This is a genomic window from Streptomyces sp. NPDC001070 (assembly GCF_053598835.1).
Genome location: NZ_JBSFLB010000015.1, coordinates 145,405 through 157,404, shown reverse-complemented (window position 1 = coordinate 157,404; position 12,000 = coordinate 145,405). Strand labels below are relative to the sequence as shown.

Sequence of the window (12,000 nt, the reverse complement as noted above, 5' to 3'; positions counted from 1 at the left end):
AGCCCCGGGCGGGCAGCCCGGGGCTTCCCTGCCGGCTGGACCGCGCAGGGTCCCGTGCCCGCGGGCCGCCGCAGCTCGGGCAGCGCGCGGGCGTCGGGAGTTCCGGCGGACGTGCCGCCGGCACCGTGCTCAGGCGACCGGGGCAGGGGCCTCCGGGGCGGGGGCCTCGGGGGCCGATGCGACCGGGGCGGCGGGCGCGGCCGGAGCCGGAACCGCGGCGGGCGCGGCAGGGACGGGAGCGGGGGCGGCGGCCGCGGCGGCCTCGGCCGCCTGGGCCTCGGCCGCCTCCGCCGCCTCTATCTCGGCGGTGTGGCGGACGACGAACGCCTCGCCGAGCACCTCGTGAGCCTCCCTCAGGTGGTCGAGTTCGACCTCCCCGTTCTCGGCCACGTGACCCTCGAGTGCCTCGAACATGCGCTCCACCGGCTCGTGGGAGCCGCCGAGGCGCCGCTCGGCGTAGACCGCGATGCCCAGCTTCAGGAAGAGCTCGGCCGTGCGGCGGTTGACGGTGAAGTCGTGGATGGCGTCGCCGCCCGCGTCCACGCCCTTCTCGATGACCTCGAGTGCCTTCTTGATGAAACTCACGCTGTGCTCGCTCCCTGTACGTACATGCCTGTCCGGTACTGCCCGGTTGCCGACCGGGCGCCCCGCGACCCGGGGCGCGCCGGTACGCGATGACCTTAAGACACGTCCCAGCCGTCGCGCATGGGCCCAACTGCCCTTTTCACCAGGGCGGATACGGCCGGATGGGACGACGGACACGAACTCGGGCACAGGTGCCGGGAACGGGCCGTGGCGGAGGCCGGAATTCCCTTCACACGACGGTCACGAAACGCGGTCCCCGTCCGGTGGAAGGGCCCCGGGCGGTGCGCCCGGGGCCCTTCGCGCCGCGGCCGCGGGAGGGGTGCCCGGGACCCTCAGCGGGCCGCCGCACTGTCGATCCAGGCGACGACGGCGCTGACCGTGGCGTCGTCGAGGCGGCGCGCGATGGTGTGCACCGCGTCGCTGTCCCCGGGGAGCGGGGGCACCCCGGCCGCGATGAGCGCGGCGTGGAGCTCGACCCAGCGCGCGTCGACGGCGGCCAGGCCGTGGGCGCCCAGCGGGACGGCGGCCGGCGGGGCGGGGAAACGGTCGCCCCCCAGTGACCGCTGCGGAGTATCGAGAAGGCTCATGGTGTTTCCTCTCGGATCTCGGACGTTGTCGACCGGACTCGCCGTGCAGGACAACCCCCGTCGGCCCGCCGGTTGCGTCCCGCCCCCGACTTCACCCGTCCGGCCGCCACGCCGTGGCCGCTTCGGCCAAGGGGCTGACATTTCCGGGTCCGGCGTCGCGGGCGGCACCGCACGGGGCATGGGCTACCTCAGAGCACGCGCCCGCTGCCCACGGAAGGTTTCGGATGATCGACAGGCGGACCTTCGGCACGATCGTCGGCACGGGAGTGTTCGCGGCCTCACTGGCCGGGCTCGCCACGGCGTGCTCGACGGCCACGTCCGAGGAGAACAAGCCGGTGCCACCCGCTCCGGGCCCGGGGAAGGAACGACCGGGGAACGCCCCCGCGTTCGGCCCGCTGAAGCACGTGCGGGCCGGGGTGCTGGACATCGGCTACGCCGAGGCCGGACCGGCCGGCGGCCCCGCGGTGATCCTGCTGCACGGCTGGCCCTACGACATCCACAGCTACGCCGCCGTGGCGCCCCTGCTGGCGGCGAAGGGCTACCGGGTCGTCGTCCCGTACCTGCGTGGTCACGGGACGACGCGCTTCCTCTCGCCAACGACGCCGCGCGACGCCGAGCAGGCGGTGTTCGCCCTCGACATCGTGGCGCTGATGGACGCCCTGGGGATCAAGAAGGCGGTCCTCGCCGGTTTCGACTGGGGTTCGCGGACCGCCGACATCATCGCGGCGCTGTGGCCGGAGCGGGTCAAGGGCCTGGTCTCCGTGACCGGCTACCTGATCACCAACCGTGCGGCGAACAAGCAGCCGTTGCCGCCGAAGCTCGAATGGGCGTGGTGGTACCAGTACTACTTCTCCACCGAGCGGGGCCGGCTCGGGCTGGAGCGGTACCGGCGCGATCTGGCCCGGCTCGTCTGGAAGTTCAACTCCCCGACCTGGGGCTTCGACGACGCCACGTTCGACCGCACCGCGGCGGCCTTCGACAATCCGGACTACGTCCCCATCGTCATCGGCAACTACCGCTGGCGGCTCGGTCTGATCGAGGGCGACCCGCGGTACGACGACATCGAGGCGCGGCTCGCCCGCGGGCCGGTCGTCACGGTGCCCACGATCACCCTCGACGGCGCGGTCGATCCGTTCACTCCGCCGGGGAACGGCTCGTCCTACCGCCGCAAGTTCACCGGGCCGTACGCGCACCGGACCCTGCAGGGCATCGGTCACAACGTGCCGCAGGAGGCACCCGAGGCCTTCGCGCGAGCCGTGGAGGACGTCGGCCGCCTCTGAACGGCCGAACGGCGCCTGCGGCCGGGCGCGGGGGCCCGGCCGCAGGCGGCGGTCAGTGGTCGTCGCCGCCCCGTCGGCGAGGAACCGGGCGTCCGGCTCCTCGCCCCCGGCCCGTCAGCGCGCGACGGCCGCGGTCGGCTTGCTGGTGGCGGAACCGCTGCTGTGGCCGGTGCGTGCGGCGGTCACCTTGACCGTGATCTTCTTGCCGTGCTGGGCGGACTTGAGGACCAGCGTGGACTTGGTCGCCCCGGAGATCGCCGTGCCGTTCGCGTACCACTGGTAGCGGTAGGAGGTCGGAGCGGGCGTCCAGGTGCCGTGCGAGGCGGTGAGAGTGCGGCCCACCTTGGCGGTGCCCGAGATCGCCGGCGGCGTGGTGGCCTTCGGCGCGGCCCCCTTGGCGACCGTGACAGCGGACGTCGTCGCGGTGCCGTCGAGATGGCCGGCGCGACGGGCCGTCACCGTCAGGGAGAGCTTCTTCCCCAGCAGCGACGCCGGCACCGTGTACGTGGACCCGGTGGCCCCGGAGATCGCCTTCCCGTCGGCCCTCCACTGGTACGCGTACGAGGTCGCCCCGGGCGACCAGGCGCCGGGAGCAGCGGTGAGCTTGACGCCGACCCGCACCGTTCCCTTGACCGCCGGCGGCGTGGTGGCCTTCGGGGCGGCCCCCTTGGCGACCGTGACCGCGGACGTCGTCGCGGTGCCGTCGAGATGGCCGGCGCGACGGGCCGTCACCGTCAGGGAGAGCTTCTTCCCCAGCAGCGACGCCGGCACCGTGTACGTGGGCCCGGTGGCCCCGGAGATCGCCGTGCCGTCGGCCCTCCACTGGTACGCGTACGTGTCAGGGGTGGGGGACCACGTGCCGGGAGCCGCCGTGAGCTTCTCCCCGACGCGCACCGTGCCCTTGACCGAGGGGGCCTCGGTGTTGGCCGGCGGCGCCGGCGGGGTGACGGTGAAGCCGCCGCGCTGGTACTCCCAGCCGTCGTGGGTGATGACGCTGAGGTCCCAGTCGCCCGGAGCGGCCCCGTCGAGGTCCAGGACGGCCTTCAGGGTCCTGCGGTCAGCCGACACCGAGACGGTGGTGGACTCGATCTTCACGCTTCCGCCGGACCGGCTGAGCCGGACCCTGTCCTCCTCGTGCAGGGCGGTCCCCGTCACGGTGACGGTGGTCTTCCCGCCACTGGCACCGGTGGCCGGGGTCACCCCGGTGACGCTGACCGTCTCCGTGCCGCAGCGCGAGGACTTGCAGACCAGTTCGGCCCGGTAGGACGTGTGCGATGCCTTCTCCGGGAGGCCGAGGACGAAGACGCTCGGGGTCGTCTCCCCCGTGTACGGCTCGTTCACCGAGCACTCGTACCCGTCGGAGACGTACCGTGCGCAGCCGTTGTCGCGGCTCTTGTCGTACAGGGCGGGCACCGCGGTCTCGGCGGCGCCGTCCGTGTCGGTGACGGGGACCCGGAAGTAGTCGTTGAAGGCGGTGGGCAGTGCCGCGCAGACGGCGGTGTGCTGCTCGTCGAGATCGCACAGGCGTTCCGCAGGGGGACACGGCTTTTGGCGTCCCGGTCCGCACGGCGAAGGGACGCGATCACATCAAGCCGCGGTTCTCCCGGGCGGGCACGCGCACGACGGACGTGACGACATGCGCCGCCCACCGGCGCGGGGTTCCGGGACCGTACCCGCCACGAGCCCGGGACGGCGGGCCGCGCGGGCCCGCCGTCGCGGTACGTCAGGTGACGATGCCCAGTTGGCGCAGCATGCCGAGTTCGTCGCTGCTCCCCCAGCGCTCGACCATCTTCCCGTCCTCGAACCGGCTGATCTGCATGCCCCGGTAGCTCACGGTCCGCCCCGTCGGGGGGTGGCCCATCAGTTCGCCGAGGTTCGTGCCCGTGACGGTGTACGCGAAGGCGATCTCGTTGTCGGTGGCCATGACGTGCTCGACCTCGATGTGCAGATCGGGGAAAGCCCGCCGCATCGCACCGAACATCTCCTCGTACCCCTCCGGCCCCGGCGTCTGCCCCGGGGCGGGGTCGTGGTCCACCGAGGCGGACGCGACGTACGCGTCGAGTTCGCCGAGGTGGCCGCTGTTCACCGCTGTTCCGAAGCTTTCCAGGACGGAGAGGTTGTCGCTGCGGGACATGCCGCGCTCCTTGCGGTCGCGATCTCGGGCGCCCGGGGCGCCCCTTCCTCCCTTCCACCGTAGGCGCGACGCCCGGGACCGGCCTGCCGGGGCTCAGCCGACGCAGGATTCCTTGTCGGCGTGCGACTGCGGGATGTCGGCCGGGGGCTGGTCGGGGTCGGCGAGCGGCGACCCCGCGCCCCGGTAGTCGGCGCCGAGGGTGAGCGTCATGTTCGCGCGGGGTGCCGCGTCGGCCGTACCGGGGTGGAGGGCGGTGGCCGGCAGGCCCATCATCGCGGCGAGGGCGCGGGCCTGGTCGGCCTGGTCGGGCGCGTACTCCAGGGTCGTGTGGTCCTGCTTCCCGCCGGGGGCGTTGCCGCCGTTGGTCGAGTGGTTGACGCCCTTGCTGTTCTGCAGCCACGTCAGGGTCGTCTGCGCCGCGTACTGGGGGCCGCCCCCGTTGTAGACGATGACGCGGACCTGCGACGGGTCCGCCTTGGTCCCGCGGAGCTTGGCGTCGGCCGCGGTCGCGGGCTTCTTCTTGACCGTGGTCAAGGAGACGTCGTTCTTCATCGCCTTGAAGAGCGCGGGCGCCCTCGTCTGGTCCACGACGACCGTCGCGTGGACCTTCACCTCGGCCGGGTTGTCGACGACAGGGAGCGTCGTGAAGGTGATGTGCGCGGGGTCGACCCGGCTCAGGTCCTTGGCCAGGTCGGTGAGCTTCCCCACGCCGCCGATGCCGGTGTCCACGGTGAGCGAGCTGGTGGCCGCGTTCGCCAGCTTGAAGAGCTTCGCCGGGTTGCTGAGGGTGTCACCGGACTTCATCTGCCGGATCATCGAAGCCAGGAACTGCTTCTGGAGGTCGATGCGGTCCAGGTCGCTGCCGTTCTTCAGGGAGTGGCGGGTCCTGACGAAGGCCAGGGCCTTCTCGCCCTGGACCCTGTTCGGCCCCTCCGGCAGGTCCAGGTGGGATCCCTCACCGTCGGAGGTCGTGTCGTGGATGGCGTGGGTGAGGCAGATCGGCACCCCGCCGACGGCCGTGGAAAGGGTCTTCACGGCCTCGAAGTTGACCAGGATGAAGTGGTCGATGGGCAGGCCGGTGATCTTGGTGACGGTCCGCATGGTGCAGCCCGGGTCGCGGCCCTCCTGGCCGAGGCTCTGGTTGAAGCGCGGGTTGGACGTGGTCCTGGGCGTGCCGGGGATGGTCTTGGTGGAGCCGTCCTTCTGCTTGGTGGGGCAGGCCGGGATGTCGGTGACCAGGTCGCGCGGAATGCTCATCGCGGTCGCGTTGGACCGGTCCTTGGCCACATGGAAGAGGATCGTGGTGTCGGCGTGTCCGAGGCTTCCGGCGTCCCCGTACTTCGCGCCGAGACCTATGCGGCTGTCGGTCCCGATGACCAGGATGTTCACCGCGTCCTGGCTGGTCGCCTTCTTGCTGCCCGCCGTGCCGACGTCCACGGTGGTGATGTTGTTGTCGAAGTGCCGGTACAGGAAGTAGGCGCCGGCGCTGCCCGCGAGCAGCACGAATCCGAGCGTGCCCGCGGTCCACATCAGGACCTTCCGCTTCGTGGACCGCCTGGCCTTGCGGGACGCCGGTGCCCCGTCGCGGCGGCGCCCACCGGGCTCCGGGACGGGCCGCTGCTCCTCGCGGCGCGCACGCCGTCCGCCCTGCCGGGGCACCCTGGGGGCCGGGGGGGCGTCGGAGTCCAGCCGCAGCCGGTAGGTACCGGTCTCCGGGTCGAGGACCCACTGGTCCGCGGGGTCGATGTTCCTGTCACCTTGCGTGTCCACGGTCGTCCGGGTCCTCCGTCTGTGCCCCGAGGCGCCGCCCCCATGGCGCTCGATCGTCGCTTGTCCGGTCCTGCGTTCGCCCGCGGTAGGCCCGGGGCATCCGTTCAGACATCCGAATACGGCGCATGGTTGCGCTCGCGCGATCAACTCCCCCGGCGGGCGGGCGATTCGGACGGGCCCGGGCGGCACCGCGAGCACAAGCGACCCGGGCCGCGGGTCCCGGTGGCGGCGGGATTCCATGGCGATTGAACCGATGCCGCCGCCGGGCCGTACAAGGTACGGCGGTCCCGACCCCGAGCCTGGCCCGCCGTGCCATCACCGGGCTACGCAGGGAAGGACTTTCGGGGTGTCGCTCTTCACAGGCTCTCACCAGCCGGGCAAGACGGACGAGGAACAGGCGGCGGAGGGCGACCCGCCGGACGGGACCGCGCCGGAACCGGACGCGGCCGGCGAGGGGCGGCCGGCGGATCCGGACGGGGCGACCGGCTGGCGCGCCCGGCACCCGGACGCGGCCCGGGCCCTGCGGTGGACCACCACCGGACTGGCCGGTGCCCTGGTGTTCTGCGCCCTCCTCGTACCCAACGCGCTGCCCTGGATCACCGTCGTCTCCTTCCTTCGCATCCCGGTGGAAGGGGTGTGCGGCGCGGCGCTGCTGCTCGTGCTGCCGGGCCGGGCGCGTCAGATCGCGGCCGTCGTCGCCGGGCTGGGCCTGGGGCTGTTCACCGTCATGAAATTCGTCGACATGGGCTTCTACGCCGCGCTCACCCGGCCGTTCGACCCGGTGCTCGACTGGATCCTCCTCGACGACGGCGAGGCGTACCTCAGGGACACCTCCGGCCGGGCCTACGCGATCGCCGCCGTCGTCGGAGCGGTGCTGCTGGTGCTCCTCGTGCTCGCCCTGATGACGCTGTCGGTCGTCCGGCTGAGCCGGCTCATGGCCCGCCACAGCGGCGTGGCGACCCGCGCCACGCTGGTGCTCGGGACCGCCTGGGTCCTCTGCGCGCTCCTGGGCGTGCAGATCGACGGTTCGGACGTCGCCTCGAAGAGCGCCGCCGCCCTCGTGCGGGACCGGGTGAAGCAGGTGCGCACGACGTTGAACGACCAGAAGGAGTTCACCCGGCTCGCGGCCCACGACGACTTCCGGAACACCCCGGACGACCAGCTGCTCACCGGACTGCGCGGCAAGGACGTCATCTTCGCGTTCATCGAGAGCTACGGGCGCAGCGCGATCGAGGACCCGTCCATGGGCCCGGCGGTCGACGCGACCCTCGCGAAGGAGACCGACGGGCTGCGCGCGGCCGGCTACTCCTCCCGCAGCGGCTGGCTGACCTCACCCGTGGCGGGGGGCGGGAGCTGGCTGGCCCACTCCACGTTCCTGTCGGGCCTGTGGGTGGAGAACCAGCAGCGCTACCGCTCGGTCACCTCGAGCGACCGGCTGACGCTCACCGACGCCTTCAAGCGCACCGACGCCTGGCGCACGGTCGGCATCATGCCCGGCGTGACCCGGTCCTGGCCGGAGGGGACGTTCTACGGCCTCGACCACGTCTACGACTCCCGCGATCTCGGCTACCACGGCCCCAAGTTCAGCTGGGCGCCCGTGCCGGACCAGTACAGCCTGCGGGAGTTCGAAAAGCTGGAACACGGCAAGCCGCACGACAAGCCGCTGATGTCGGAGATCATCCTCGTCTCCAGCCACCGCCCCTGGGCGCCCATCCCGAGGATGGTCGGCTGGGACCAGATAGGCGACGGATCGATCTACAACGAGATCAACAAGGAGGGCTACACCCCCGAGTACGTGTGGCAGGACCCGGACCGGGTGCGCACCGAGTACCGGCGTTCCATCCAGTACTCCGTGACCAGCCTGGTCGAATACGTGAAGAAGTACGGCAACAAGAACACCGTCCTCGTCTTCCTCGGCGACCACCAGCCCGCCACCGCGGTCACCGGGGAGAACGCGAGCCACGACGTGCCGGTCGCGATCGTCGCCCACGACAAGGGCGTACTGGACCGGATCTCCGGCTGGGGCTGGTCCGACGGGCTGCGGCCCGCCCACGACGCGCCGGTCTGGAAGATGGACAGCTTCCGCGACCGCTTCCTCACCGCGTACGGATCCCGGCCCACCCCCTGACCGCCGCCCGTGCCGCCGACGGCGCCGTCCACAGCCTGTGGACGGCGCCGTCGCGCGCTCAGCCCTGGCGGGCCCGCTCCGCGAGCCAGTCCAGCGCGGCCGTGGCGGAGCCGAGGACCGAGATGTGCCCCTCGCCCGGCCGCAGCCACAGCTCCGCCGCGGGGCAGTTCCGGGACAGCCACTCGCCGTGCGCGGCGGGCACCATGCGGTCCGCCCCGCCGTGCAGGACCAGCACCGGCGCCGCGGCCCGCGCCGGGTCGAAGCCCCACGGCGCGACGTAGGCGAGGTCGTCGTCGACCATGCCGCCCGGGTCGCCCTCCAGCGCCTTGCCCGCGACGGCCCCCAGCCACCCCCACTCCCCCGCGAGCGCGGCGTGGTCCTTCGCGGTGAAGAGCTCGGGGTCGAACTCGGCGACGGCCAGGTGCTCCTCGAGCGCCGGCCGCCCCCGGGCGGCGGCGCCCAGCTCGATCACACCGGACGGCCCCATCCCCGCGAACCAGTCGAGCCCCTCGGCGCCGAACGGCGCCAGGCCGGACGCGGCGGCCACGGCCAGGACGCGGTCCGGCAGCAGGGCGGCGCACGCCAGCGCGTGCGGCCCGCCGCCGGAGTGGCCCATGACCGCGAAGCGGCCGATGCCCAGGGCGTCGGCGAGGGCGGCCGAGTCGGCGGCCGCCGAGGCGACGTCCCGGCCCGGGCGGCGTGCCGAACCGCCGTATCCCGGCCGGTCGTACGACACCCAGCGGATGCCGCGCGCGGCGGCGGCCGCGAAGAGCGGCTCGGGGGGCGTGCCGATGTTGGGCGTGCCGTGCTGCCAGAGGACGACGAGGTCCCCCGGGCCGCCCGCCCCGCCCGTACCGGTGTCGTACACGTGCAGCGTCCGCCCGTCGGCGAGTTCGAGATCCGTCTCCGTCACCATCCGGCCGAGTCTAGGAGCGGGCACCGACACCGCACCCGGACGAACGACCCGTCACCGGGGCCGCGGGAAACCTCCTCCCCAACTGCCGCGGCCATCAACTACGCTGCGCCTGCAGCCGCGCCTTTCACTCCGTCTTCGCACGGGCGGCGTTCGGGTGCCGCGCGGCCCGGCTCATCACCCGGTCCGTCCACCGGGCTTCCCTGTGGGGGTGCGAATCCGCGGACCGGAGGGGTCAGCCGCGTACGTCCGCCGCGAGGGTGTCCAGCGAGACCTGCCACAGCCGCGCGGCCGCGTCCGGGTCCAGCGCGTGGTCCGCGACGCCGCCGGAGGTGCCGGGGATGTGGCGGTGGGCCTCGGCGCAGTCCTCGAAGTAGCGTCCGCCGACGCATTCGTACCGGGGCGAGGTGGCGACCAGCACGGTGGTCGCGGCCCCCTGCTGGGGGGTCTTGAAGGTGTGGCCGCGCGACGCGGCGGCCGCGTCCAGGGCCTCCCGGGTGAGGTGGCGGGACAGGTTGGTGCCCAGGACCGCCCCCGGGTGGACCGCGTTCACGGTGATGCCGTCGGCGGCCCAGCGGTGGCTGGCCTCCACGGCGAAGAGGACGTTGGCGGTCTTGGACTGGGCGTAGGCGAGGCCGGGGTCGTACGGGCGCCGGTGGAAGTGGATGTCGTCGAAGTGGACCGGGCTGCGCAGGTGGGCGACCGAGCTGAGGGAGACCACGCGGGCCCGGCCGGCGGCGGCGAGGGCCCGGTGCAGACCGGTGGCGAGGGCGAAGTGGCCGAGGTGGTTGGTCGCGAACTGCAGCTCCCAGCCCTCGGGCGTGCGCGTCTCGGGGGTCATCATCACGCCGGCGTTGTTGACGAGGATGTCCAGGGGACCGTGCCAGGCGGCCGTGAAGGCCGCCACGGAGCGCTGGTCGGCGAGGTCGAGCGGGGCGACCAGGACCCGCCGGCCGCCGGTGCCGGCGCCGATGTCGGCGGCCGCCCGCTCACCGGCGGCGGTGCCCCGGACCGCGAGGGTGACCTCGGCGCCGGCACCCGCCAGGGCCCGGGCGGTCTCCAGGCCGATGCCGGAGGCCGCGCCGGTGACGACGGCACGGCGGCCGGTGAGGTCGATGCCGCCGACGACCTCGGCGGCGGTGGACTGTGCGGTGAAGCCGGAGCCGGTCATGGGAGTGCCTTCCTCTCGGCGGTGCGGTGGTGCCACCCCTTCCAGGCAACCACCGCACGCCGCCCGCGGCGCCCCCGGACGGGGATCAGTGCAGCGCGCTCTTCACCCGCCACTGGTCCCAGTCGAGGTTCCAGTCGCCGAAGCCGTTGTTCGCGGCGACCGTGCCCTTGGCCTCGGCGCCCTTGATCTCGAAGGGGTCGCCGACGCGCACCTGGGAGTACAGCCACTCCGCGTCGGCGTCGCTCATCCCGACGCAGCCGTGGCTGCGGTTGGCCCGGCCGAAGAACGCGGCGTTCCAGGGGGCGGCGTGCGCGTACATCCCGGACCAGGTCAGCCGGATCGAGTCGTCGACCATCTCGTCGTAGGACTTGCCGAGGCCGACGGTCTCGGAGTTCATCCGGACCGTGCCCTCCTTGGCCAGCACCACCGCCGTGCCGCGCCAGGAACCGGTGTTGGGGCCGGGGGTGCCGCCGGAGACCGGGACCGTGCGCACCGTCCGGCCGTCGCGCTGCAGGGCGAGCCGCTTGCTGTCGAGGTCGACCTTGACCACCTGCCGGGCCCCGACGGTGAAGCCGGCCTTGTAGTCGCGGACGAACCAGCCGCCGGTGCCGGAGTCGGTGCCGTTCAGGCGGGCGTTCAGGGTGACCTTGGTGCCGGGCCGCCAGTAGTCCTTGGGGCGCCAGTCCACGCGGTCCCGGCCGGAGTAGTCCGTCAGCCAGCCCCAGGAGCCCTCGGTGCCGTTGGAGGTCGTGACCTCCAGCTGCTTCTCGACGGCGGCCTTGTCCGTCACCGGGTTGTCGAAGACCAGGGAGATCGGCTGGGCCACGCCCACGGTGGTGGCGTCGCCGGGCCGCCAGTCCACCTTGTTGACCTTGCCCGCGGCGGCGGTGGTGAAGCTGGACTCGGCCTTCCCGGTGGTGCCGCCGGCGGTGCGGGTGCCGGCCTCGACGGTGTACGAGGCGCCGGGCACGACGTTGCGGTCCGAGGTCCAGGTGCGGCGGTCCGTGGACAGGGTTCCGGTCAGCCCGCCACCGGGCCCGGTGACGGTGACCGCGGTGAGGGTGCCGCCCCGCGCGACGACCCGGACGGGCTCGCCGGCCCGCACCCGCCCGCCGTGGGGTGTGACGGTGACGGTCGCCGGCCGCTCCTTCTCCTGCCCTTCGCCGCCGGCCGCGTGGGTAGCGGCCGGCGCAGCGCCCGAGCAGGCGGTGAGCAGGGCGGTCAGCGCGGCGGCGGCCGCCGTGGCGGCGGTGCGCAGGCGTGCCTGGCGTATCGGGCCCACACGTTTCCGGGACAACGAAGACCTCCGGGAAGGACGGGGAAGCGGCCGGGAAGCGGCCTGACCCCGGGGACTCTAGGCCGCGGAAAGCGGTGGCGGACGGCCTGACAGCCGTGTGACAGCAGCTGCACAGGAACGGTCATCGTCCGGTCA

At 73.2% G+C, this 12,000-nt stretch carries 9 protein-coding genes and 1 pseudogene; 2 read left to right on the top strand and 8 right to left on the bottom strand.

From position 1 onward, the window contains the following. Window positions 1–129: 129 nt before the first annotated feature. Window positions 130–585: a hypothetical protein gene (locus ACWDAS_RS20070; RefSeq protein ID WP_450392480.1), complete on the bottom strand. Its 456-nt coding sequence runs from the start codon at window positions 583–585 to the stop codon at window positions 130–132. 332 nt (window positions 586–917) lie between these two features. Next, a complete protein-coding gene (locus tag ACWDAS_RS20065; RefSeq protein WP_450392477.1) occupies window positions 918–1,172 on the bottom strand; it encodes a hypothetical protein in 255 nt (84 codons plus the stop codon). 224 nt (window positions 1,173–1,396) lie between these two features. On the opposite strand from ACWDAS_RS20065, the gene ACWDAS_RS20060 reads away from it, so the two are divergent. Further along, window positions 1,397–2,452, top strand: a complete 1,056-nt coding sequence (locus ACWDAS_RS20060; RefSeq protein WP_450392474.1) for an alpha/beta fold hydrolase — start codon at window positions 1,397–1,399, stop codon at window positions 2,450–2,452. Window positions 2,453–2,566: 114 nt separating this feature from the next. Here ACWDAS_RS20060 and ACWDAS_RS20055 read toward each other — a convergent pair. The 3 genes and pseudogenes from ACWDAS_RS20055 to ACWDAS_RS20045 form a co-directional block, all read right to left on the bottom strand. After that, window positions 2,567–3,967: pseudogene (locus tag ACWDAS_RS20055) on the bottom strand (IPT/TIG domain-containing protein); the annotation flags it as partial. A gap of 208 nt (window positions 3,968–4,175) precedes the next feature. Next, the gene (locus ACWDAS_RS20050; protein WP_450392473.1) at window positions 4,176–4,586 is read right to left on the bottom strand and encodes an ester cyclase; all 411 of its coding nucleotides are present in this window, start codon (window positions 4,584–4,586) and stop codon (window positions 4,176–4,178) included. 93 nt (window positions 4,587–4,679) lie between these two features. Continuing rightward, window positions 4,680–6,356, bottom strand: a complete 1,677-nt coding sequence (locus ACWDAS_RS20045) for an LCP family protein (protein ID WP_450392470.1) — start codon at window positions 6,354–6,356, stop codon at window positions 4,680–4,682. A gap of 346 nt (window positions 6,357–6,702) precedes the next feature. Here ACWDAS_RS20045 and ACWDAS_RS20040 point away from each other — a divergent pair, with 346 nt between their 5' ends. Beyond that, window positions 6,703–8,484, top strand: a complete 1,782-nt coding sequence (locus ACWDAS_RS20040) for a sulfatase (protein WP_450392468.1) — start codon at window positions 6,703–6,705, stop codon at window positions 8,482–8,484. Between the two features lie 58 nt (window positions 8,485–8,542). Here the strand turns inward: ACWDAS_RS20040 and ACWDAS_RS20035 are convergent, their stop codons facing one another. From ACWDAS_RS20035 to ACWDAS_RS20025, 3 genes are all read right to left on the bottom strand, one after another. Then, the gene (locus ACWDAS_RS20035; protein WP_450392465.1) at window positions 8,543–9,400 is read right to left on the bottom strand and encodes an alpha/beta fold hydrolase; all 858 of its coding nucleotides are present in this window, start codon (window positions 9,398–9,400) and stop codon (window positions 8,543–8,545) included. Window positions 9,401–9,632: 232 nt separating this feature from the next. Then, window positions 9,633–10,568 carry an SDR family NAD(P)-dependent oxidoreductase gene (locus ACWDAS_RS20030; protein WP_450392462.1) on the bottom strand — a complete coding sequence of 312 codons (936 nt, stop codon included), beginning with the start codon at window positions 10,566–10,568 and terminating at the stop codon, window positions 9,633–9,635. A gap of 85 nt (window positions 10,569–10,653) precedes the next feature. Next, a complete protein-coding gene (locus ACWDAS_RS20025; RefSeq protein WP_450392459.1) occupies window positions 10,654–11,850 on the bottom strand; it encodes an Ig-like domain-containing protein in 1,197 nt (398 codons plus the stop codon). Window positions 11,851–12,000: the final 150 nt, after the last annotated feature.